This window comes from Streptomyces sp. TRM70350, from assembly GCF_019219825.1.
Taxonomy (GTDB): domain Bacteria; phylum Actinomycetota; class Actinomycetes; order Streptomycetales; family Streptomycetaceae; genus Streptomyces.
In genome coordinates this window covers 234,589-257,991 of record NZ_JAHUXH010000004.1, presented here as the reverse complement: position 1 = coordinate 257,991, position 23,403 = coordinate 234,589, and the positions used below count along the sequence as shown (strand labels likewise).

The following is a 23,403-nucleotide window of genomic DNA, read 5'->3' as shown; positions in this document are numbered from 1 at the left end:
CTCCGGGAGCGGTCGGCGGTGCAGCCGGATGGGCAGGCTCGTTTCCCAACTTCCTTATTCGGGACGTCCATTCTGATCAGCCAGCTCCGACGGCGTGAGCGGATTCATAGCGGTGACGTCGCGCGGGGCGACGGACAGGCCCTGCCAGTGGACCGGCATGGGCTGCTGGTCCTCGTCGCGCGCCACGTGGTGGAAGCCGACGTTCACCCAGACCACGGCGTTCTTCAGGGCCTGGCCGTTCACCCACTTGTCGACGGACTTGCCGTGCCCGGCGCCGCAGTTGGGCAGGTTGTCGCTGGCGAACTGCTCGCACTTGTTGTACTCGGTGAAGTACACGTCGTGCCGGGTGTAGCTGCGGCCGGGGTACTTGGCGCTGGCACCGGGCACGATTTCGTACGAACGTGCGTGCCCGTCCTTGTTCTTGCCGGTCGCGCTGACCACGCGCCACCAGCGCATGTTCTTGGCGTCGCCGGCGAGTTCCTTGGTGATCCGGGTGCGGGTGGTCTTGTTGGTGGGGGCCGGGCGGCCGTTCGCGGGGGCGCTGACCTTGGAGTCGTACTGCTCGATCCTGCCCTTGGTGGAGCCGTCGAGGTTGAAGTTGAGCCGCCAGAAGACGTTGTGGCTGTGGCTGGTGGCGTAGGCCTTGGCGCCCTTGCCGATCGGCCAGCCGCGGCCGTCTCCGGCGTCGTAGTCCATGGGCGAGAGGGAGCCGGTGGCGCCGACGTTCATGGTGATCGTGCCGTCGTCCTGGAAGCGCCACTCGGTGATGTACTCGTACCAGCCGACCTGGTTGACGGTGTAGACGAGCAGGTCCTTGCCCTGCTTCTGGAAGACCTTGTTCGCGGTGTCGCCCTGCATGCGGTAGGCGTGGCCACGCGAACGGGTGGTGGTGCACAGGCCCTTGACGTTCTGGTGGGACGGGTCCCACGCCTCGGGGACCCGGACGGTCTTGATGGTGCCGCCGGGGCACTCGCCGGGCGCCAGGTCCTTCAGGCCCTGGCCGAAACCGGCCTGGGTGAGGTCGTGGTACTCGTTCTGGCCGTCGTCGTAGGGCACATGGATCTGGCCGAGCTTGGCGGAGGCCAGCACCTTGATGGGGCGGGCCTCACCCGGTGGCTGGTAGGTGATGTGCTCCAGGACGAGACCGGCCTCCTTGTGGTAGCGCCAGCACATCCGCCAGATGGTACCGGTGGAGAGCTTCTGCTCGATGCGGTACGCCGCGCTGCAGGCGGCCGCCGGAGCGGGCGCGGCCTTGGGGTGGGCGGCGGCCGGAGCCGCGCCGGTGGTGGCGCCGGCGGCCAGCCCGGCCAGGGCGAGGGCCAGGGCCGTCCGCTTGCGGGCACGGCTGTTGCCGATCACGGGCATGCTCACGGGCATGATCACGGGCATGGCGAAAACGACTCCCTTGCGGAAGGCTCAGCAGAGCCTTCTGGAGGATCGGGTTGGAAAAGTGGACCAAGTCGCGTGGTGTCGGGCTGCTCCCGCGCGCGGGCGGCTCAGCCCGCGAGTGCTCCCACCGTGCGGGCGCTCAGGTCGACCACCAGGGAACGGGCGTCGATCCACGGCCCGTTCTTCACCTTGGGGAACAGCCGCACGCAGCGATGCTCACCGCACTGGTCGAGTACGGCGGGCTGGGCGCCCGGCGTGGCCCGGTACACCATGCTGTTGAGCAGCAGCTGGTCCGGCGAGGTGAGCTCCTTGCCGGTGGCGTCCTCGTAGTCGGCCTTGAGGCCCGCGCCCAGCGGGTCGGCGATCAGCAGCCGGGCGGCCTCGGTGGCCTCGTCGCGGCTCAGCGGCGGCTGGACGCCCTGCTGGCTGGCGGTCCGCTCGACCTTCCCGGTGTCGAGGTTGACGGTCCGGGTGACGAGGGTGTCGTCCCGGTAGTCGTAGAACGACACCTCGGCGCGCCGGGGCGCCGTCGGGTCGCCCAGCTCACCGGCCTCCGGCTCCGCGAGGTCGACGCCGAGGCGCTGCGGCCCGCGGTCGCCGTCGACGTCCTCGCCGGAGCTGCGCAGCTGCCGGTTGAGGGCGATCCGCTCGACCCGTTTCATCTCGTCCTCGGTGAGCGGGTCGCGGCCGGTGCCTTTCTCGCCCTGGGCCGGGACCTGCTCGACGACACCCGGCGGAACGGCTGCCTGGTCCTCTCCCGCGCTCCGAGCCGCCTGCTGGGCTCCGCGTCCACCGGCCGTTCCCCCGGCCGTGTCGTCCGCTCCTGCCGTGCCCGGCAGGGTGATTCCCACCATCACGGCCGTCCCGGCGACCGCGATGGCGGTACCGGCCACCACCTTGCCCAGATGGCGGTGCACTATGGTGCGCACAATCTCCCCCTACTCCCCCTGATCTCCATGGGAGTACGTGTCTGCCCCACTGGTTCGGCATACCTCGTATGCACTGGTCGACCGGTAAGAGGGGAGTAAGTCATGGGTGGTTCCCTCACTTTCGGGGAGACTCGGGGTCAAGGCGGCCCCACCGGCGCGACACACCTGGAAGAGTCGTATCCATGCAGGTCTGGCCTGGAGAGGCATATCCGCTCGGCGCCACGTACGACGGCGCCGGCACCAACTTCGCGGTCTTCACGGAGGCCGCGGACCGAGTAGAGCTGTGTCTGCTGCACGACGACGGCTCGGAGACGGCGGTGGAACTGCGGGAGAGCGACGCGTTCGTCCGGCACGCGTACCTGCCGGGCGTCATGCCGGGACAGCGGTACGGCTACCGCGTGCACGGCCCGTACGCCCCGGAGCGCGGGCTGCGCTGCAACTCCGCGAAGCTGCTGCTCGACCCGTACGCGCGTGCGATCAGCGGTTCGGTCTCGTGGGGCGAGGAGGTGTACGGCTATCCGTTCGGCTCACCGGACCAGCGCAACGACCTGGACTCCGCGCCGCACACGATGACGTCCGTCGTGGTGAACCCGTACTTCGACTGGGGTGACGACCGGCCGCCCCGCACCGAGTACCACGAGACGGTGATCTACGAGGCCCATGTGAAGGGCCTGACCATGCGCCACCCGGGGCTGCCGGAGGAACTGCGCGGCACCTACGCGGCGCTCGCCCATCCGGCGGTCATCGAGCACCTCACCGGGCTCGGGGTCACCGCCCTGGAACTCATGCCCGTACACCAGTTCGTCAATGACCACCGTCTGGTGGACATGGGCCTGAGCAACTACTGGGGCTACAACACCATCGGCTTCTTCGCCCCGCACAACACCTACGCGTCCTGGGGCGACCGCGGCCAGCAGGTCCTGGAGTTCAAGTCGGCGGTGCGGGCGCTGCACGAGGCCGGGATCGAGGTGATCCTGGACGTCGTCTACAACCACACCGCCGAGGGCAACCATCTGGGCCCGACGCTGTCCTTCCGGGGCCTGGACAACCCGTCGTACTACCGCCTGGCGGACGACCCCCGGTACTACATGGACACGACCGGGACCGGGAACTCCCTGCTCATGCGGTCCCCGCACGTCCTTCAGCTGATCATGGACTCGCTGCGGTACTGGGTCACCGAGATGCATGTCGACGGCTTCCGCTTCGACCTCGCGGCCACGCTGGCGCGGCAGTTCCACGAGGTGGACCGGCTGTCGTCGTTCTTCGACCTGGTGCAGCAGGACCCGGTGGTGTCCCAGGTGAAGCTGATCGCCGAGCCCTGGGACGTGGGCGAGGGCGGCTACCAGGTGGGCAACTTCCCGCCGCTGTGGACCGAGTGGAATGGCAAGTACCGGGACACGGTACGGGACCTGTGGCGGGGCGAACCGCGCACGCTGGCGGAGTTCGCCTCCCGGCTGACCGGCTCGTCCGACCTGTACCAGGACGACGGGCGCCGGCCGCTCGCCTCCATCAACTTCGTGACCTGCCACGACGGCTTCACGCTGCACGATCTGGTGTCGTACAACCACAAGCACAACGAGGCCAACGGAGAGGACAACCGCGACGGCGAGAGTCACAACCGGTCCTGGAACTGCGGCGCGGAGGGCGAGACCGACGACCCGGCCGTGCTGGAGCTGCGGGCCCGGCAGATGCGGAACTTCATCGCCACGCTGATGCTGTCCCAGGGCGTGCCGATGATCAGCCACGGCGACGAGTTCGCGCGCACCCAGCGCGGCAACAACAACGCCTACTGCCAGGACAGTGAGCTGTCCTGGGTGCAGTGGCCGCAGGACGGCAGCGATCTGCTGGACTTCACGCGCGCGATGGTGTGGCTGCGCAAGGACCATCCCGTGCTGCGCAGGCGGCGCTTCTTCCACGGGCGGCCGGTGGAGGGCACGCACGACGAGCTGTCCGACATCGCCTGGTTCACCCCCGAGGGCAAGGAGATGACCCAACGGGACTGGGAGTCGGCGCAGGCATCGGCGCTGACGGTGTTCCTCAACGGCAACGCCATCTCCGAGCCGGGGCCGCGCGGGGAGCGGATCACCGACGACTCGTTCCTGCTGATGTTCAACGCCTCGCCCAAGGCACTGGACTTCGTGGTGCCGGTCGACCACGGACGGCAGTGGCAGCTCGTCGTCGACACCGCCCGGCCCGAGGGCGTCCCGCCGGGCACGGGTACGAAGGTGGCGGCCGGGGACCGGCTGACGCTGGTGGACCGGAGCCTGACGGTGTTGCAGCGGCCCGACTAGCCGCGGGTGCCGCTGTCGGGCACGCGCGCGTGGGAGGTGTTCTCGGTGCGTCCGGTGGTACGCCGCCGGGCGCACCGTCCAGGCGACGGCGGCAGCCCATGGAGAGGCCCCCGCGGCGCTCATCACTCCCATGGCGGCGTACACCGGCCCCGCCTGCGGGGGACGATGACACGAAACCCGGCGGGGCGGGTACGTAGCTTTCCATGACACCTCAGCGTCCTGACCCGGTGGTGCCCACGGCCACGTACCGGCTGCAGTTGCAGCCCGAGTTCCCGTTCGGGGCCGCGGCGGCGGCCGTGCCGTATCTGGCCTCGCTCGGCGTCTCGCATCTGCATCTGTCCCCCGTCCTGGAGGCCGTGCCGGGCTCGCTGCACGGCTACGACGTCGTGGACCACGCGCGTGTGCGTGCGGAACTGGGCGGCGAGGACGGGCTGCGGGCGCTCGCGAACACCGCGCGGGAGCACGGTCTGGGCCTGGTGCTGGACATCGTGCCGAACCACATGGCGATGGTGCCGCGCCACAACCGCGCCCTGTGGGAGGTGCTGCGGGAGGGCCCCAAGTCGCCGTACGCGCGCTGGTTCGACATCGACTGGGAGACACAGGGCGGCCAGATGCTGCTGCCGGTGCTCGGGCACCCGCTCGGCACCGAGATCGGGCACCTGGAGGTCGACGGAGACGTCCTGCGCTACCACGACCACGCGTTCCCGCTGCGCGAGGGCACCGAAGACCTGCCCCTGCCGCAGCTGCTGGACGCGCAGTGGTACCGCCCGGTGTGGTGGCGGCTGGCCCGCACCGAACTCAACTACCGGCGTTTCTTCAGCATCTCCGAGCTCATCGGGGTGCGCGTGGAGGATCCCGAGGTGTTCGAGTCGACACACGCCAAGATTTTGCAGCTGCTGCACGACGGCGTGATCGACGGGCTGCGCATCGACCACCCCGACGGACTCGCCGACCCCGACGCCTACCTCAGGCGGCTGCACGAGGCGACCGGCGGCCGCTGGACGGTCGTGGAGAAGATCCTGTCCGACGGGGAGCAGCTGCCGGTCTCCTGGCCCGTCGCGGGCACCACGGGCTACGACGCCCTGCGGCACGTCGACGGCGTGTTCACGGACCTCGCGGGTGCCGGGGAACTCCTCGGCCAGTACCGGCGGTTCGCGGCCCCGCAGACGGACCGGGGCGGCCACTGGGAGGCGACGGTACGGCGGGCCGCGTACCACGTGCTGGAGCACGAGCTGGCCGCCGAGGTGGACCGGCTGACCCGGTCGGCGAGCCGCCTGTGCGCGGCGTCACCCGATCCGGTGCTGCGCGACCGCGCGCCCTGGGCGCTGCACACGGCGCTGCGGGAGCTGCTGGTGCGGCTGGAGGTCTACCGGCCGTACGCCTCCGGGGACGCGGCGGCGATCGTCACGGAGGAGGCCGCGGCGGAGGCCAGGGCGGCCTTCGTGGTCCCCGAGGAGGCCGGTGCGGTCGACGTCGTGCGCGGGCTGGTGCTGGGGCGGCACGGTGACGCGCCGGACCATCTTCAGTTCCGGGCGCGGTTCGCGCAGACCGCGTCGGCGCTGCGGGCGAAGTCCGTGGAGGACACGGCGTTCTACCGCTATGTGCCGCTGCTGTCGGCGACCGAGGTGGGCGGGAACCCGGGGATCCCCGCGCTGTCCGCGGCAGAGTTCCACGCGTACTGCGCGCGCGTGCAGCGCGACTGGCCGCTCACCGGGACCGTCGTGTCGACGCACGACACCAAGCGCAGCGCGGACGTGCGGGCGGCGTTGGCCGTGCTCACCGAGTGCCCGCAGCGCTGGGCGGACGTGCTGACCGAGGTGACCCGCACGGGCGAGGGCGTACCGGACGCGCAGCTGGCGTGGGCGGCCTGGCAGACGGTGTTCGGCCTCGGCCCGGCCGACCCGGACCGGGTGCGGCAGGCGCTGCTGAAGCATGTGCGTGAGGCCGGGCTCTACACCAGCTGGACGGAGCAGGAGCCGCCGTACGAGGAGGCGGTGACGGCGTTCGTCACGGCGGGCCCGTGCGGTGCCCCGGGGGAGCCGGTGGCCGCCCTGCGCGCCGAGCTGGAGCCCCACATCCGGGCCAATGTGCTCGGCACGGCGCTGGTCCATCTGACCATGCCCGGGGTGCCGGATCTGTACCAGGGAACGGAGGGCGAGTACCGAGCGCTGGTCGACCCGGACAACCGCCGACCCGTCGGTCTCCCGCCCTCCGAGGATCCCGGCGCCAAGGGGGCGGTGACCGCGGCGGCGCTGCGGCTGCGGGCGCGCCGACCCGAGGTGTTCGGGGACGCGGCGACATACACGCCACTGGCGGCCGAGGGCCCGGCGGCCGCGCACTGCCTGGCGTACGCGCGCTCCGGCGAGGTCGTCGCCGCCGTCACCCGGCTGTCGCTGCGGCTGGCGCAGGCGGGCGGCTGGCGTGACACGACCCTGCCACTGCCGCCCGGGCGGTGGACCGATGTGCTGGCTCCGGGGCGCGAGTTCAACGGCCACGCGCGCGTGGGGGAGCTTTTCGGGCCGCTGCCGGTGGGGTTGCTGGAGCGGGTGGGCTGAGGGGCGGAGCGCGCGGGCGGTCGCGAGTGGGGCTGCCCGGGGCGGGCGGGGGCGGGCGGCTCAGGTGCGGTGGGTGGCAGGGGTGGGCGTTGGGGGCTGATGGCCGGGGGCGGGGCTGCCCGAGTCGCGGCCGACGGCAAGAGCCGTCGCGCGCGGGCCGCCGGACCAGTGCCGAGGGGGAGTCGGCCCGGTGCGGTCACCCCCAGGGTGGCCGCCAGGCCGGTGTCAGTGGCGGCGGGTCGGTCGCCGAGGGCGGAGTCCGGTCCGGAGCAGGCCCCGGGGGCGGGGCGCGTACGCCACCGCCTGGCGTGAACACGCTTCCGCGCGGCGGTGCGTGCATCCGGGCGCCCCCTGGAGGCTCCCCCGCCATCTCCTTGACACCGCACGGAGACCGTGCGGTACTGCGGGTGCGAAGCCGGGCGGAACGAGTCGGGGGTGAGTCTCCTGCCGGAGCTGCGCTACCCCACCGTGACCGAAATCGTGGCGTCCGCCCGGGCGTTGGCCGCGCAGCATCCCGGCTTGTGTGCCCTCCGGCAGATCGGCGTCTCCCGCGCGGGCCGGCCGCTGCATCTGCTGTCCGTGGGGCGCGCCCGGCGCGCCGTCCTGGTCGTCGCGGGCGCCCACGCGAACGAACCGACCGGGGGTTCGACGCTGCTCACGGTCGCCGAACGGGTGGTGCACGAGCGGCAGTTGCGGTCCGGCATATCGTGGCACTTCCTGCTGTGCGCCGACCCGGACGGCGCGAGCCTGCACGTCACCCCGGCGCCGCGCAGCCTGCTCGACTACCACCTCGGGTTCTTCCGGCCCGCCGGCCCGGAGCAGCCGGAGTGGTCGCCCGCCGTGCTGCCGCCGGACCGGCTGCCGCCCGAGACGCTGGCCCTGACCGGGGTCATCGACGAGCTGCGCCCCTACCTCCAGGTGACCCTGCACGGAACCGACCTGGGCGGCAGCTGGGTGCAGTTGACCAAGGAGATACCCGGCCTGGCCGAGCCGTTCGCCAAGTCCGCGGCGGAGCTGCACATACCCGTGGAGACCGGGGCGTCGGACGCCGCGGGCTGGCCCACGACCGGCCCCGGGGTGCATGTGATGCCGGCCGCCGGTGCGGGTCTGGCGTACCCGAGCCTGCCCGCGGACGACGCCCGGCACAGCACCTGGTACCACGTGCACCGGTACGGCGGCCTGACGGCGGTCGTGGAAGTGCCGATGTGGGCGAGCGACCTGGTCGACGACCCGGCCCCGCATCCGGCGCCGGCCGCGGCGATGCGGCGCCTGGCGGGTCGGCTGCTGCGGGACACGCTCCAGGTGGAGCGGGTGCTGTCCGACGCGTCACCGCGCCTGGACGGCGTCGACGGCCCCCTGCTGCGGGCCGCCAGATGGGCGCTGGAGCTGGTGCCGGGGCTGGCCGCCGACTGGACGTACACGCCGCCCGCCGGGCACACGATGGCGTACGTCGGGAGCGTCGACGCCTTCGCCCGCCGCCTGCCCCTGCGGGCGGCGGCGATGCTGTTGCGGGTCCTTCATGAGACCGACGACCGGGCGGCCCCGCGCCTCGAACGGCTCGTCGCGACCTGGAGCGAGGCCTTCGCCGACCGCTTCCGCGCCCGCTGGGTGCCCCTGGAACACCAGGTCGAGCACCAGGCCCGCACCGTCTTCGCGGCAGCCCTCCACGCGCGCGACCAGTCGGCGTGACTCCAGCGACCCGCGCATGGAGCCACCCTCCACGCGCGCGTGCCGCCACCCGCAAAGAAACCGCCAACCAACAGCCACCAACCAACAGCCGTCAGCCCTCAGCCCTCAGCCCTCAGCCCTCAGCCGTCCAACGCGAACACCGCCCCCGTCCGCGCCCCCATCTCACAGTCGTTCGAGAACGTCTGCCGGTAGTCGACCGGCTGCCCACGCCACTGCCCGCGCGCGTGGACGGTCACCGGCGCATAGACCATCGGGCAGTAAGCGTGCTCCAGCGGCATGCGACGAATGTCGCCGCCCACGGCGTCGAGCTGGGCGCAGGCCTCGGCGGCCCGCCAGTGCCCCAAGGGCGGGTCGCACAGCAGCAGGGCGTCCCGCGTGTCGCTGGACCGGGCGTCGCCCCGGGTGACCGAGAGGTAGAGCCAGTCGCTCGTGCGGGACTCCTGGACCGTCGCCCGCGCTGGTGCGGCACCGATGGCGAGGAGGGCGGCCGCCGCCAGCAGACCGCCCCGTACGGCTTTCGTCGAGAGGGTGTACGTCATTCCCGATGCATCGGCACGACGGGCTCCCGACCCCAGCCCGACTCACCCGAACGGGAGGGCCCTGGGCACGTTCCGCCAGGCCAGTTCGCACGCGGCGAGGACCACCTGGGCCTGGTACTCGGCCTGGCGGGGGACGGGGATCCAGCGGGCCCCGCAGCCATCCCGGTATTCGGCGCACCACTGATCGACCAGTTCGCAGGTCCAGGTGGCGTCGGCGACCTCGGTCAGGTGTGGGTCGGCGAGGGCCCGCTCGGCCAGCAGCAGGACGGTGGCGCCACCGACGGGCTCGTTGGCGTGCGGCCCGGCGACGACCAGGGCCTGGCGACTGCCATGGCCGATGGACAGCAGCCACAGGGGCGTGCCCGCGCGCGAGGTGCCGATGCGGCGCAGCCGTGCGGAACGGGGGTGGCGGGCGACGAGGGCGGCTCGCGCGCCCAGCTCGTCGACGGTCGGATAGCGGAGGAGTGACGGCAGGGCACACCTCCGTGGTGCCGTCGGTTCACCTGATGTGGGTGATGTACGCACAGTCAGTCACGAGTTCAGGTGTACGTCAACACCGCCACGACCAGGGGAAATTGAGGTGCCGGGACTTTGGTCGGGAGGCGGTCTCCGGGCACCGGTGCGCGGGGTCCTCGGGGTGTTCCGTGTCAGTTGGCCGCGAGCCGGAACGCCATCTGCCCGAAGCCGACCTGGTCGCCCTCGCGGACCGCGGCCGCGCCGATGACGCGCCGACCGTTCACGGTGGTGCCGTTGGTGGAGCCGAGGTCCCGCAGGACCCACATGCCGCCCTGGCGGGTGAGTTCGGCGTGCACGCGGGAGACCGTCTCGTGACTCAGCCGGAGCCCGTTGGCGGGGTCGCGCCCTATGCGCAGCGGACGGCCGGTCGCCGGGTGGGGCAGCAGCAGCTTCGGCAGCCGTTCGGCCCGCCAGGCCCTGCGCAGCCGCTCGGGGAAGCCCGACACCGCCTCGACCGTGCCGAACACCAGGCGTGCGACCCGGCCCTCGGAGGGCAGGTCGGCGGTGAGGGCGGCGAGCTCGTCGGACCGGCGGGCGGCGAGCGCCAGTTCCATGCGCCGGATGAACGTGTCGTGCGACAGACGGCCCATGGCGACGCCGTCACGCAGTACCTTCAGCGCCTTGTCGCGCTCCGCGTCGGACAGCCGCGCGGGGTAGGTCGAGAACTCGAAGGACGACGTCACATGGGTGATTGTCGGGCAGTGAACCCAGGGTGTCCAGAAATCGGGGAAACGGCCACCACGCGCGCGTAACCGACGACACCCGCCGCAAAAGGGGGTATGCACAAGCGGATTGATCTCGTTTGAAGCACGATGATCGGGCTACATCACGGTGAGCAGACGAAGGGGAACCGTCCGTGCAGTTCGAGGTGTGGGCACCACAGGCCGGCCGTGTGACGCTCCATTGCGACGGAGCCACGCGCGCGATGGAGCGCGATCCGGAGCGAGCGGGGTGGTGGAGCGTCGAGGCGGAGGCGCGTGACGGCACGCGCTACGGCTTCGCGGTGGACGACGGCCCGGTGCGGCCCGATCCGCGCTCGCGGCGGCAGCCGGACGGCCCCGACGGGCTGAGCGCGGTCGTCGACCAGGGGCTGCACACGTGGCGCGCCGAGTGGTCCGGCCGTCCGCTGCAGGGCGCGGTCCTGTACGAGCTGCACGTCGGCACGTACACGCGCGAAGGCACCCTGGACGCGGCGGCGGAGCGGCTCGGGCACCTCGCAGAACTGGGCGTCACCCATGTCGAGTTGATGCCCTTGTGTCCCTTTCCCGGGCGGCACGGCTGGGGTTACGAGGGGGTCTCGCTGTGGGCGGTGCACGAGCCGTACGGCGGGCCCGCGGCGCTGAAACGCTTCGTCGACCGGGCCCACGAACTCGGTCTCGGCGTGGTCCTCGACGTCGTGCACAACCACCTCGGCCCGTCCGGCAACTACCTGCCCGAGTTCGGCCCGTACTTCACCGACCAGCACCACACCCCGTGGGGCGCGGCCGTCAACCTGGACGCACCCGGGTCGGACGAGGTGCGGGAGTTCCTGATCGGCAGCTCGCTGGCGTGGCTGCGCGACTACCGGATCGACGGGCTGCGGCTGGACGCCGTGCACGCGCTGGCGGACACGCGCGCGGTGCACTTCCTGGAGGAGCTGTCGGCCGCGGTGGACGCCCTCGCCGCGGAATCGGGCCGCCCGCTGTTCCTGATCGCCGAGTCCGACCGGAACGACCCGCGGCTCATCACCGCCCGCGAGGAGGGCGGGCTGGGGGTGCACGCGCAGTGGAACGACGACTTCCACCACGCCCTGCACGCGGCGCTGACGGGCGAGTCGCAGGGCTACTACGCGGACTTCGCGCGCGCCCCCATCAGCGCGCTCGCCAAGACGCTCACCGGCGGTTTCTTCCACGACGGCACCTACTCCAGCTTCCGGGGCCGGCGCCACGGGCGGCCGCTGGACCGTACGCGGGTCGCCGCGCACCGGCTCCTGGGCTACAGCCAGACCCACGACCAGGTGGGCAACCGTGCCGAGGGAGACCGCCTTTCGGCCCACCTCTCCCCCGGCCTGCTGGCCTGCGCGGCCGCGCTGGTGCTGACCGGGCCGTTCACGCCGATGCTGTTCATGGGCGAGGAGTGGGCGGCCGGCACACCCTGGCAGTTCTTCACCGACCACACCGATCCCGACCTCGCGGCGGCGGTACGGCGGGGCAGGCGGCGCGAGTTCGCGGCGCACGGCTGGGCCGAGGAGGACGTACCCGACCCGCAGGACCCGGCGACCCGGGACCGCTCCTGCCTCGGCTGGTCCGAGCCCGACAGCGAGCCCCACGCGCGCGTGCTGGCCTGGTACCGCCGGCTCATCGCCCTGCGCCACGAACAGCCGGACCTCACCGACCCCGACCTCGCCGACATCAAAGTGGCCCACGACGAGGAGGCACGCTGGCTCGCCTTCCGGCGCGGGGACATCTGCGTGGCCGTGAACCTCGCGAAGACCCCCGCGGAGATCCCCCTGGGCTCCCGCCCGGCCGAGATCCTCGCCGCGTGGGAGCCGGTCGGACCGCCGGACGAGGAGGGGGTGCTGCGGGTGCCCGGGGAGTGCTGTGTGGTGGTGACACAGCCGTAGGGGCGGCACGCGCGCGGGTGGGGGCCTGCTCGGGGACCACGCGCGCGGGTTCCCGCTCGGTGGGGCGGGCACGCGCACGGTGTCCACTCCGTTCGGTGTGGCACGCGCGTAGTGGGGGCTCGCTCGGGGAGCACGCGCGCGGTGCCGCTCGGTGGGGCAGGCACGCGCACGGTGTTCACTCCGTGCGGTGGGCACGCGCGTGGCGGGGGCTCGCTCGGAGAGCACGCGCGAGGGTTCCCGCTCGGTGGGGCAGGCGCCCCGTGCAGGTGTCGGCTGGGTGGGGCAGGCACGCGCACGGTGTCCGCTCCCTTCGGTGGGGCAGGCACGCGGTGGGTGCCTGCCCGCGGGCAGGCAGGCGCGCACTGCCCGCTGGGTGGGCGCCACACGCACACGTGCACGCCCAAGCTCGGTGGGACACGCACCGAACTTGGGCGGGCCCTCGGCAGTGGCACGCAGGCGTGCGGTGCCCGCTCAGTGCGGACGGAGGCCGCTCGTCCCTAGAGCGCGTCGTCCGTGTCGTCCCCCCGGAGTTCCGTCACGCGTTCCAGCAGGATCGCCTCCCACGCGTGGCGGAGCTGCGTCCTGAGGTGGGGCAGCGGCGCGTCGCCCCGGCCGGCGAGGCGGTCGGCCAGGTGGATGACGCTGTCGCAGCGGGCCAGCCACAGGCCGCGCAGGCAGGGGCGGGCGCTGTAACCGGCCAGGGTGGCGGCGCGGACGGCGGCGGGGGCGCCGACGGCGCGGGCGAGCCCGGCGATGTCCTCGGCCGGATCACCGACGACCGCGTCGTCCCAGCCCAGCACGCCACGGACCCGGCCGTCGGCGCTGACCACCAGGTGCGCGCCGGTGAGGCCGTGGTGGACGAGGACCGCGCCGCCGGGCTGGGCGGCGAGCTGGACCGCCGCGGGCGGGGTGAACTGGTACAGACGGGCGGCGTCGAACTCGTCGGCCGCGGCGAGGCGTTCGGCGGCGCGCACGGCGGCCCTGCGCAGCGCCTCCAGGGAGCGCGGGGCGGCACGCGGCACGCCGAGCGCCTCCGCCTGCCGTACGGGCACCTCGCGCAGCCCCGTGAGGAACCCGGCCAGGTCGGCCTCGCCGAGGGCGGAGACGTCGGGCTCGGGCGCCGAGCCGCCGGGGACCTTGGCGTCCAGCGTGTACGTGAGGCCGGGCGCCCACTCGCCGTGCGCCACGCTGGTCGGCACGGCGACCGGGACGTGCGGGCGGACGAGGTCGCGCAGGCGCAGTTCGCGGCGCTGACGCGCGGCGGCCTCCCGGTCGGGGGCGAGGCGCAACACGTGCCGGGTGCCGATCCACCACGTGGCCTGCCCGCCGCCCTCGGCGACCGGCCGGACGTCGGCGCCTGCCGCGCCCTCCTTGAGCAGGGAACGGACCAGTCGGCGGACGGTGTCCTCGGTCGGTGGCGGTGCCTGGGTCATGGTCGGACCGTTGTCACTCGGGTGCGTACAGGGACTCCTGGGTCGGGTCACTCCACTATGAGCATCCCCCGGGTGGTGTCGTTGAGGCGACGGCCGCCGTCCTCGGTCACGGTCACGATGTCCTCGATGCGCACCCCGAACCGGCCCGGCAGGTAGATCCCTGGCTCGACGGAGAAGCACATGCCGGGGACCAAGGGCTGCTCCTCCCCCTCGATCATGTAGGGCGGCTCGTGCGTGGTGACGCCGATGCCGTGCCCGGTGCGGTGGATGAAGTGCTCGCCGTACCCGGCGTCGGCGATGACCGCGCGGGCGGCCCGGTCGACCTCCTGGCAGGGCACGCCCGGCCGGACCGCCCGGAAACCCGCCTCCTGGGCCTCGCGCACGAGGTCGTGCACCCGGCGCTCCTCGTCGGTCGGTTCGCCGACATGGACCGTGCGGGAGGTGTCGGAGCCGTAGCCGTCCTTGAGGCCGCCGAAGTCGAGGACGACCATGTCGCCGTGCTCGATGACACGGTCGCCGGCCTCGTGGTGCGGGTTGGCCCCGTTCGGGCCGGAGGCGACGATGGTGAAGTCGACCTGGGAGTGCCCGAAGCGGCGCAGCAGGTCGGCGAGGTCGCCCGCGACGTCCGACTCCCGTCGGCCGCCGAAGGGAACCTTCCGGATCTCCTCGAACGTTGCGTCTGCGGCCGCCCCCGCGGCCGCCAGGAACTCCAGCTCCGCCGCGTCCTTGACGGCGCGCAGCATCGGCAGTGCCTCCGTCAGGGAGGCGTAAAACGTGCCGGGCAGCGCCTTCTGCAGGCCCAGCAGGTGCATCGCCCAGGCGTTGTCACTGATGCCGAAGCGTCCCGAGGCGGCGAGCAGGCCCGCGGTCAGGGCGTAGGGGTCCTTGCCGTCGGTCCAGTCCCGCAGTGTCAGGGCGGCCGCTCCCGCCGCGTGCGCGGCGTCGGGGGCCTCCAGGGTGGGGACGACGAGGACCGGATCCCGGTCGGCGGTGAGGACCAGCAGGGTGAGCCGTTCGGTGACGGCGGTGGGCGCGTAGCCGGTGAGCCACACCAGGTCCGGGCCCGGCGCCACCAGCAGCCCGGCCAGCCCCGCGTCGGCGGCCGCCCGCGCGGCGCGCTCCATGCGGGCGCGGTAGTCGTCGGCGGTGAAGAGCGCGGCCGTACTGCCGGTCATCCGAGCCTCCTTGAGCCGGTCCGGGAACACCACGGGCAGCATCCTGCCCGCCCGGAGGGGGCGACGCGAGCCGGTGAACGGGGATTCGGGCGGAAGTGAACCGGGGATTCGGGCGGAAGTCCCGGTGCGGGTGGCTCCGCACGTCGGCGGTCGCGCGGCCGGCCGGACCTGAATCGGGCAACGGGGCTGGCCCGAGCATCGATTCTAATGCTTAGATGCATTCTATCCATTAAGCGATGCCCATGGGGAGGGCCCGGCGTGCTCGTACTCGCACACATCAGCGATCTGCATCTGGACGGGAGCACGCGGGCGACTGAACGCGCCGAGCGGGTGCGCGACCGGCTGTGGGAGCTGCCGGGGCACGTGGACGCACTGTTGGTGACCGGCGACATCGCCGACCACGGCGACGAGGCGGAGTACGAGGAGGCGGCCCGCATCCTCGGCCTGCGGTCCGGCGACGCGCCGTTCCCGGTGCTGACCTGTCCGGGCAACCACGACAGCCGCGCGCCTTTCCGCAAAGCCCTGCTGGGCCTGCCCGCGACCGAGGGGCCGGTCAACGGGGCGCATGTCTTCGACGACTCCGCCGTACTGATGTGCGACTCCAGCATCCCGCGAAGCGACGAAGGGGCCCTGGACGACGAGACGTACGACTGGATCGAGGCGACGCTCGACGAGCTCGACGGGAGCCTTCCGGTGCTGCTCGCCCTGCACCACCCGCCGGTCGCACTGCACCACCCGCTGCCCGACTCCTACCGGCTGCGCGCACCCCACCGGCTGGCCGCCCTCATGGAGCGGCGCCCCGAGATCGCCGGGCTCATCACCGGGCACGCGCACACGGCCACCGCCACCACCTTCGCCGGGCGGCCGCTGGTCGTCGGCCCCGGTGTGACGTGGACGCTGCGGCTGCCCTGGGAGGGCGAAGGGCCCGCCGACCGGGAGGCACCGGTCGGGCTGGCCTTCCATGTGCTGGCCGACGAGGGGCGGCTCACCAGCCACTTCCGGGTGGTCACGTGACGATCGCCGGGGCCACCGCCAACTGCTGGTAGCCGCCGCTCACGTGCCGTACCGTCACTGTGACGCTCGCTCCGGGACGCGCCCGGTCGACCGCGCGGACGAGGTCCGCCGCGGACTCGACAGGTGTGCCGTCGAAGGTGAGCAGTACGTCACCGCGCTCCAGGCCCGCCGCATGGCCGGGTCCGGGGACATGCACGCCGACGACCAGGGCACCGGACTTCTCGGCGTCCACGACCTCGACGCCCAGGATCATGTCCGCCGGAGGGGCCGATCCGGCAGCCGAAGGCCCGGGAGCGCTCGGGCCGGGCGAGGCGGACGGGTGCGCCGACGATGCCGACGCCGACGGTCCGGGGTGGCCTGTTCGGCCGGGTGTGCTCTGGAGTTCGGCGAGTTTGCTCATGCCGATCACCGTGGCGGCGACCGTGCCCAGTCCGACGCCGGACAGCACCAGCACCGTCCCGACGAGCAGGCCGAGCAACAGGGTCGTGAGCCGTCGGCCGCGCCGCCGGGCGGCATGCGGGCGCCGGACGGGACCGGAGCCGGAGCCGCCGGGCTCCTGACCGGGCATCGGCTTGGGACGCAGCACAGTCTTTTCCATGGTTCGCCTCCCCTGGTGCACTACCCGGCGCACCGGCGCACAACGAGCCACGAACGAGTGAGACTGACGCACGGTCAGGGATGGAAGACGCTCCGGCGCACCGTTCGGCGCGGGCCGCAGCGGCCGACCGCGTTGTCAGTGGGCCCTGTTACGTTCTGTGACATGACTGATCACGCCCTGCGCCTGCTCCGGCGGAACCCTCGCCTGGCCGCCCTCGCCGCGTTCCCGTTCACCTTCGGCCTGGACCGCGCGGCGACCGGCCAGGTCGAGCCGGTCCGCCTCGCGTCGGGCGGCCCGCTGGAGGTGGTGGCGGGCGACGACACGGGCGGTACGTACTTCGTGTGCGCGGACGGATCGATGCTGTACGCCAGTTCAGAGGGCTCGGCCGGGATCATCGGCTCGACCGTCGACGAGGCACTGGAGATGCTGATCGGTCTGCCCGGGTGGGCACGTTGTACGAACCTGTCCCCAGCTGCCGACGGCGAGGAAGCGATCTTGGCGCGGGTCACGGAGGCCGAGGACGAGCTGCGCGAGTACTACGGGATCGACGAGGAGCGAGCCGAGCTGCGCGCCGCCCTGGGCTTCCCGGACCGCTCCCCCGTCGAGCTCGTGGCCCGGCTGCACTCCGCGCTGCTGCGCACCGAGCCCGACTTCCTGCTGCTCGACGCGGACGAGTTGTGCGGATACGACTTGCTCGACGACCATCCGCGGCCACCGCTCTGGGAGCCGGTCCTCGCGCGCGGCCACGCCGACCTGGCGCTGCTGCGCTCCGGCGACCGCGCGGTGTGGGACGCGCTCGCGGAAGACGCCGTACGGCGCCGACTCGCCCTGCGGGCCGCGCAGTTCGACCGCGCGGACAGCGATCTGGGCCTGCTGCGGCATCTGCTGCGGCACGAGGCGCGCTCGTCCATGACGGACGAACTGCGGCTGGCCGCCGTACTGGTGGGCCTGCACGGACACACCGACGATCTGCCGCTGCTGCACGAGGTTCGGGAGACGGACTTCGACACCGCGTGCGGACTGAGCGACCTGCCCGAGCTCGGCGCCGACGCGGCGGAGCTGCGGCGCTGGGCGCGGGAGCTGGACGACGCCCTGTTCGGCACCGACCCCGCCGACGAACCGCCGTGCACATGGACCGACCTGGCCATGGACCAGGGCATGACGGAACTCGCCCGGGCCGCGCTGATCCGCAGGCTGGACGGATGCGTCATGGACCAGAGCGCACTGCGCCGCCCCGACGACCCGACACGACTGAACACCAGCCCCCTGCGCTCACTCGCCGACGCGTTCGAGCGCCTGGGCGACCTGCCTCAGGCGCTGCGCGCCCAGCGCCTGTACGCCGCCCTCCAGGACACGGCGTGGGACCGCGTCTCGGCCCGACTCACGCAGGCGCGACTGGAGCGGGAGGTGGGGCAACCGCGCGAAGCGGCACACACCTTGGCATCCCTCAGAGCCACCCTCGACGACCCCGGCGACGACTCCCTGCGCCACTGGCCGCAGGTGAACCTCGGCCGTTTCACAGCCGCGGAGCACTACGCCCTGGCCCGCGCGCTGGCCGACGCGAACCTGCTGGAGCAGGCCCGCGCGGTCCTCGCGTCCGGCGACGCGATACTCGGCGAGCTCTCGGAAACCGCCGCGAAGGGCATACGAGAGCTCGCCGAGGAGACAGCCGCAGGGCTGCGCGGCATCAGCTGACCGGCAGGGGCGCGGCCGGCGCGCGGTCCGGCAGGAAGCCGTGGGCTCGTCGCTCCAGGTAGTCCGCCTGGTAGCGGGGAACCGTGCGGTGCCAGTTCAGGATGCCCGCCATCCAGTTCTGCAGTGCCGTCACATACCCCGCCATGCTCTCGCGGTCCTCTTCCGACAGCCCGAAGTCCTCGTACACGACCGGCAGCTCGGTCGCCGCCACATGCTCGAACTGCTGCATGCGCTGCGTCATCAGGTCGTTGACGATGCCGAGGGCGGTCGGGTAGTCGGTGCCGAAGAAGTTCTGGACCACGAGGACGGCGTTGTGGATCTCCCCCTCGTACTCGATCTCCTTCTGGTAGGAGAACACGTCGTTCAGGAGGCACGCGTAGTCGACGGCGGCGTTCTCCAGCGAACGGACGGATCCGCTGCGGTAGACCTCCGGCGGGATGTTGGGGCCGTGGCCCATCCGGCAGAGGCTGAGGGTGAGGTCGGCGCCGAAGGTGGCGCGGCGCATCTCCAGGTAGTCGACGGGGTCGGGGATGCGGTTCTGGAGCTGGTTGGCCAGCTCCCACACCCAGCTCTCCGTCATCACGTCGATCGAGGCCTTCAGTCGGCGGCGGCCGTCCTCGTTCATGCCTGCCGTGGTGCGCCGCCACAGGTCGATGAGGCCACGCTCCATGGCGTTCGCCGGGACGAGCGGTTCCGCGCCGTCGACGGGCATGCAGGCCGAGAGACGTTCCGTGCACAGCCTGGCGGCGGCGAGGTCACGGCGGTGGCCGAAGACGAGCGGGTAGTAGTCGTCGCCGTACGTGCCCCAGGCCAGCCACCGCGCGCTGAGATCGAGGGCCTCCGGCGTCCCGTCCGGGTCGAGGCCCGCGGAGCACAACGGCAGGTCGACCGCGGCGAGTTTGTCCTCGTCCCAGACGCCCTCACTGAGCATGCCGAGGCTCCGCACCCAGGGCAGGAGACGGGCGCGGGCGCCTTCCAGGTCGGGGTTGAGGCGCACCTGGAACGGCATGTGGATCTCGGGAATGCGGGACGGCCCCACCTTCTGGAACGGCACGTGCGTGTACGCGCGCAGCCGCTCGGCGCCCGCCGAGGCGAGCAGCGACCGGATGTCGGTGCCCGAGGTGCCGAGTCCGGTGGCGCCGGCACTCCACGGCGGGGCGGTGGCCGTGGCGTTCTCGTTCATGTAACGGCTGGAGCGCATGTGCCACTCGTGGCCGCCGGACTGCCAGTCCTGCAGGCCCTTGGTGTAGGCGGCGATCGCGGCCAGTTCGTCCGGGGTGAGGCCCTTCTCCAGGGCCAGCGCGGGCACCTCGGTGAACGCGGTGTGCTCGAACTGGTGGAGCCGGGAGGTGAGGATGTCGTTGACGGCCTCGGCGGCCTCCTGGGTGGTGCAGCCGAAGAAGGTCTCCAGGACGAGCACTCCGTTGCTGAGCTCGCCCTCGTCCTCCACCTCCCGCTGGTAGGAGAACAGGTCGTTGCGCAGGTGGACGCCGTCGGAGAACGTCTCCATCAGCACCCTGAGCGGCCGGGATCCGGCGACGGACGCGGGCACCTCGGCGGTCGCGTACTCCACGAGCCCGGCGGACCAGGGCGCGCCGCCGACCTTGCGGCGCATCTCGATGTACTCGACGGGGTTGGCGATCCGCCCCTCGTTGATGTTGGACAGCTCCCACAGGGACTCGTTCAGCAGATGCTCGGTCGCCACGGCGAAGCGGCGGCGCCAGTCCATGGACATCGAGGGCACCGTGCGCGCCCACAGGTCGGCGAGGCCCGCCTCGACCGGATTCTCCGGCTCCGGTACGGGCGTCGACATGTCGAGCGGCATGAACAGCGGCAGCCGGTCCAGATAGGCCTTGCCGCCGGCGCGGTCCTGGCTGCGTTTGAACGTCTCCAGAAAGTGGTCGTCGAAGAAGAAGACCCACACATACCAGTCGGTGATGAGCGAGAGGGCTTCGGCGTCGCAGTCGGGGTGCGTATAGGCGCAGAGCAGGCCGTAGTCGTGCGCGTCGAGATCGGCCTGCTCCCAGATCCCGGACCCCTCCAGCATGCCCATCTCGCGTGCCCACACGGTCGAATGGGCCCGGGCCTCGTCGACATGTGGGTTCAGCCGCGCGGGGTACGGCATGTAGAAGTGCGGGAGTTCGAACGGCTGCTGCGTCATGGCCGGGCCCTACCCGCGGCCCGCCGGGGACACCCGCGGGCCGGGACATGATCACACCATCGCGTGAATCGAGGGTGAATCCGGGAGTTCTCGCCGGACCTTGTGGCGTTCATCTCTACGCGCGCAGACTACGGCAATCGCAGACCAAGCAACCTCGGACGAAGCGAACCGCCGACCACGGCACTTCACGTGCCCCGACCTTCGGAGTCCCCATGAACGACCCCAGAGCTCTCTCCCGCCGGGCCGCCCTCGCCTCGCTCGCCGGTGCGGCGCTCGCCGGTACCGCGGCGTTCCCGGCGTCGGCCACCGGCCACCACCGGCGGACGGTGCGGTTCGCCACGTTCAACGCCTCGCTGAACCGCTCCGCCCAGGGCGCCCTCGCCACCGACCTGTCCACCCCGGACAACGTCCAGGCGCGCAACGTCGCCGAGACCGTCCAGCGGGTCGACCCGGACGTCCTGCTGATCAACGAGTTCGACTACGACAGCGACGGCACCGCGGCCCGCCTGTTCCAGCGCAACTACCTGGCCGTGAGCCAGAACGGCGCGCGCCCGGTGCGCTACCGGCACCACTTCACCGGCCCCGTCAACACGGGCGTGGCCTCCGGGATCGACTTCGACGGCCGGGGCGGCGCCGTCACGACGCCCGGCTCCGACGCGTACGGGCAGGACGCCTTCGGCTACGGCTGGTTCCCCGGGCAGTACGGCATGCTCGTGCTCTCCAAGTACCCCATCGACACCCGCGCGGTGCGCACCTTCCAGCGCTTCCTGTGGAAGGACATGCCGGGCAACCTCCTCCCGGCGGACTACTACAGCGACGAGGCCCGCGCGGTCTTCCGGCTCTCCTCGAAGAGCCACTGGGACGTGCCGGTCCGCATCGGCCACGACACCGTCCACTTCCTCGTCTCGCATCCGACACCGCCCACCTTCGACGGCCCCGAGGACCGCAACGGCCGCCGCAACCACGACGAGATCCGCCTCTGGGCCGACTACATCGGCGGCCGCAAGCGCAGCTATTACCTCTACGACGACAAGGGCCGACGCGGCGGACTGCGCCCCGGCGCACGCTTCGTGATCGCGGGCGACCAGAACGCCGACCCGCACGACGGCGACAGCTACGCCAACGCGATACGTCAGCTGCTCGACCACCCGGCGGTCAATCTCCCGGCCACCCCTCCGGCCGCCGCGGGCGCAGTGGAGGCCGCGAGCCGTCAGGGCGGAGCGAACACCACGCACACCGGCAACCCGGCGTACGACACCGCCGATTTCGGCGACACCGCGCCCGGCAACCTGCGGGTGGACTACGTCATACCGAGCAAGGGGCTGACGCCGGTCGCGAACGGCGTGTTCTGGCCGACGTCCGACGACCCGCTGTACCGGCTGGTCGGCAGCGGCTGGCCGGTCCCGACCTCGGACCACCGGCTCGTCTGGCAGGACGTACGGGTCGCCTGAGCCCCTTGCCGAGGAACTGTTGGAGCGCGATCGCGGCGGGTCGACCCCTCGACGCACGGTCACCGGCCCGGGCGCGCCCTTCGCCCGGCTGCACCAGCGGGTGCTGTGTCAGGAGGCGCCAGGAGCCCTGCCGGTGACGCTCGGCACGGCATCCGCACCCCGGCCTCCGCCCGCACCCGCGTTGACCTGGATCAGCGCGTGCGTGCCGCCGGTCCGCCAGCGCTGTCCCTCCGCGGCGACCAGTGCCGCCTCGGTGTCGGCGTCGAGGCCGCAGACCACCTCGGACTTCAGGGTGCGCAGGGCGGCGACCGGACCGGGGAAGTAGTCGGTCACGTCGGTGAAAGGGGTGGTCGGGGGCCGGCGGCGGTCGCCCACGAGGCGACGGTAGTTGAGGTCGCCCTTCACGACGGTGAGCGTCGCCGCGGCGAACTCGGCGCGCAGATCGTCGGGCATCTCGGCGTACGGCAGAGGTGCGCAGGAGAAGGGGTGGGCCCGTACCGTCAGCCGGCCCTCGGTCGTCGCCGACCACAGGCGCCTGCCGTACGCGGAGGCCGCGCCCGGCGCCGCCGTCAGCCGGCGCAGTGCGTCGAGCACGTCGGCCGGGGTGGCGTCGGAGACGTAGTACGGGTACGGCTTGACGTGCAGCACCGTCTGCTCGACGCGGCCCTCGGCGAGGAGGTGGGCGATGAGGAGCAGGTCGGGGATGAGCTCCCGGCCGGCGTTGTCGGCGATCAGGCAGAGGGTGCCGGCGCCGGAGGGCGGCAGCAGTGACCACAGGGTCTCGCTGTCGTCGGCGACCAGGCCGGGGGCGGCGGCCGGGGTGTCGCCGCCGGCCGACAGCCGGAAGCCGAGGTCGGCGCGGTTGTCCCAGAGCGAGCCGTGCAGCAGGGCCTGGGCGCGCTCGTCGGCCGGGCGGGATTCCAGGTGGTCGAGGGCGGCCAGTTCCTCGTCGGTCCGGGGTGCGTCGAGCTCGGCGAGCTTGACCGGACGGAACGGGTCGATGGCCTGCTCGGGTCCGGGGCCGAAGTAGCCGACGGCTTCGAGGAGTCGGCGGTAGAAGTAGCTTTCCGACCACAGCCAGGGCACGTCGAACCAGGACTGCCCGGCGTAGGTGTCGAGTCCCCACGCGGCCCACCGGTCCCGGTCGTGCGCGTCGGACGGGAGCGGTTCGATCACGCCTGTGGTGCAGTTGGTGAGCAGGGCGTCGAGGGCGCGCTGCCGGTCGGGGCCGTACGGCAGGGACCCGCGCACCTGCCGGATGATCGCGGGGTGGCGTTCGGCCAGCACGCTGTGCGGGAACGAACCGGTCTCGTTGCCGAGGATCACGGGCGCGGTGTCGGGCATGCGGCTCACCGTACCGCGCACC

16 protein-coding genes and 1 pseudogene are annotated in these 23,403 nt (G+C 72.4%); 7 read left to right on the top strand and 10 right to left on the bottom strand.

The genetic code is table 11. The annotated features are described in order from the left end of the window. Nucleotides 1–54 precede the first annotated feature (54 nt). Nucleotides 55–1,365: a copper amine oxidase gene (locus KWI83_RS09115; protein ID WP_218513897.1), complete on the bottom strand. Its 1,311-nt coding sequence runs from the start codon at nucleotides 1,363–1,365 to the stop codon at nucleotides 55–57. A 131-nt stretch (nucleotides 1,366–1,496) separates the two neighbouring features. Beyond that, nucleotides 1,497–2,318 carry a Tat pathway signal sequence domain protein gene (locus KWI83_RS09110; protein WP_218513786.1) on the bottom strand — a complete coding sequence of 274 codons (822 nt, stop codon included), beginning with the start codon at nucleotides 2,316–2,318 and terminating at the stop codon, nucleotides 1,497–1,499. A gap of 182 nt (nucleotides 2,319–2,500) precedes the next feature. Between KWI83_RS09110 and glgX the strand changes: the two genes are divergently transcribed. The 3 genes from glgX (at nucleotide 2,501) to KWI83_RS09095 (ending at nucleotide 8,853) form a co-directional block, all read left to right on the top strand. Beyond that, nucleotides 2,501–4,609 (top strand): glycogen debranching protein GlgX, encoded by a 2,109-nt coding sequence (glgX, locus tag KWI83_RS09105; protein ID WP_218513785.1) that lies wholly within the window; start codon nucleotides 2,501–2,503, stop codon nucleotides 4,607–4,609. 203 nt (nucleotides 4,610–4,812) lie between these two features. Then, complete coding sequence (gene treY, locus KWI83_RS09100) at nucleotides 4,813–7,164, top strand: malto-oligosyltrehalose synthase (protein WP_218513784.1); 2,352 nt, start codon at nucleotides 4,813–4,815, stop codon at nucleotides 7,162–7,164. Nucleotides 7,165–7,599: 435 nt separating this feature from the next. After that, the gene (locus KWI83_RS09095) at nucleotides 7,600–8,853 is read left to right on the top strand and encodes a M14 family zinc carboxypeptidase (protein ID WP_218513783.1); all 1,254 of its coding nucleotides are present in this window, start codon (nucleotides 7,600–7,602) and stop codon (nucleotides 8,851–8,853) included. A gap of 119 nt (nucleotides 8,854–8,972) precedes the next feature. Here the strand turns inward: KWI83_RS09095 and KWI83_RS09090 are convergent, their stop codons facing one another. The 3 genes and pseudogenes from KWI83_RS09090 to KWI83_RS09080 all read right to left on the bottom strand — a co-directional run bounded on the left by KWI83_RS09090 (nucleotide 8,973) and on the right by KWI83_RS09080 (nucleotide 10,591). Further along, on the bottom strand, nucleotides 8,973–9,392 hold the full coding sequence (locus tag KWI83_RS09090) for an SSI family serine proteinase inhibitor (protein WP_218513782.1): 420 nt from the start codon (nucleotides 9,390–9,392) through the stop codon (nucleotides 8,973–8,975). 145 nt (nucleotides 9,393–9,537) lie between these two features. Next, nucleotides 9,538–9,866 (bottom strand): annotated as a pseudogene (locus KWI83_RS09085) (M14 family zinc carboxypeptidase); the annotation flags it as partial. 173 nt (nucleotides 9,867–10,039) lie between these two features. Then, nucleotides 10,040–10,591 (bottom strand): DUF1707 and FHA domain-containing protein, encoded by a 552-nt coding sequence (locus KWI83_RS09080; RefSeq protein WP_218513781.1) that lies wholly within the window; start codon nucleotides 10,589–10,591, stop codon nucleotides 10,040–10,042. Between the two features lie 173 nt (nucleotides 10,592–10,764). On the opposite strand from KWI83_RS09080, the gene treZ reads away from it, so the two are divergent. Continuing rightward, a complete protein-coding gene (gene treZ, locus KWI83_RS09075) occupies nucleotides 10,765–12,510 on the top strand; it encodes a malto-oligosyltrehalose trehalohydrolase (RefSeq protein ID WP_218513780.1) in 1,746 nt (581 codons plus the stop codon). Between the two features lie 497 nt (nucleotides 12,511–13,007). Here treZ and KWI83_RS09070 read toward each other — a convergent pair whose 3' ends face one another. Both KWI83_RS09070 and KWI83_RS09065 read right to left on the bottom strand, forming a co-directional pair. Next, nucleotides 13,008–13,943: a phosphotransferase family protein gene (locus KWI83_RS09070; protein WP_218513779.1), complete on the bottom strand. Its 936-nt coding sequence runs from the start codon at nucleotides 13,941–13,943 to the stop codon at nucleotides 13,008–13,010. Nucleotides 13,944–13,990: 47 nt separating this feature from the next. Further along, nucleotides 13,991–15,118, bottom strand: coding sequence for an aminopeptidase P family protein (locus tag KWI83_RS09065; protein WP_218513778.1), 1,128 nt, complete (start codon nucleotides 15,116–15,118; stop codon nucleotides 13,991–13,993). Between the two features lie 258 nt (nucleotides 15,119–15,376). On the opposite strand from KWI83_RS09065, the gene KWI83_RS09060 reads away from it, so the two are divergent. Then, entirely contained in the window at nucleotides 15,377–16,132 is a 756-nt protein-coding gene (locus KWI83_RS09060; protein WP_218513777.1) for a metallophosphoesterase, read from the top strand. Here the strand turns inward: KWI83_RS09060 and KWI83_RS09055 are convergent. Then, on the bottom strand, nucleotides 16,125–16,730 hold the full coding sequence (locus KWI83_RS09055; RefSeq protein WP_218513776.1) for a PDZ domain-containing protein: 606 nt from the start codon (nucleotides 16,728–16,730) through the stop codon (nucleotides 16,125–16,127). The genes KWI83_RS09060 and KWI83_RS09055 overlap by 8 nt on opposite strands. A gap of 162 nt (nucleotides 16,731–16,892) precedes the next feature. On the opposite strand from KWI83_RS09055, the gene KWI83_RS09050 reads away from it, so the two are divergent. After that, complete coding sequence (locus tag KWI83_RS09050; RefSeq protein ID WP_218513775.1) at nucleotides 16,893–18,425, top strand: hypothetical protein; 1,533 nt, start codon at nucleotides 16,893–16,895, stop codon at nucleotides 18,423–18,425. Here the strand turns inward: KWI83_RS09050 and cyc2 are convergent. Beyond that, complete coding sequence (gene cyc2, locus KWI83_RS09045; protein ID WP_218513774.1) at nucleotides 18,418–20,586, bottom strand: germacradienol/geosmin synthase Cyc2; 2,169 nt, start codon at nucleotides 20,584–20,586, stop codon at nucleotides 18,418–18,420. The two genes, KWI83_RS09050 and cyc2, sit on opposite strands and share 8 nt — an antisense overlap. Nucleotides 20,587–20,798: 212 nt before the next feature. Between cyc2 and KWI83_RS09040 the strand changes: the two genes are divergently transcribed. After that, a complete protein-coding gene (locus KWI83_RS09040) occupies nucleotides 20,799–22,037 on the top strand; it encodes an endonuclease/exonuclease/phosphatase family protein (RefSeq protein WP_218513773.1) in 1,239 nt (412 codons plus the stop codon). Nucleotides 22,038–22,145: 108 nt separating this feature from the next. Here KWI83_RS09040 and KWI83_RS09035 read toward each other — a convergent pair whose 3' ends face one another. Beyond that, on the bottom strand, nucleotides 22,146–23,381 hold the full coding sequence (locus KWI83_RS09035; RefSeq protein WP_218513772.1) for a damage-control phosphatase ARMT1 family protein: 1,236 nt from the start codon (nucleotides 23,379–23,381) through the stop codon (nucleotides 22,146–22,148). Between the last annotated feature and the right edge of the window lie 22 nt (nucleotides 23,382–23,403).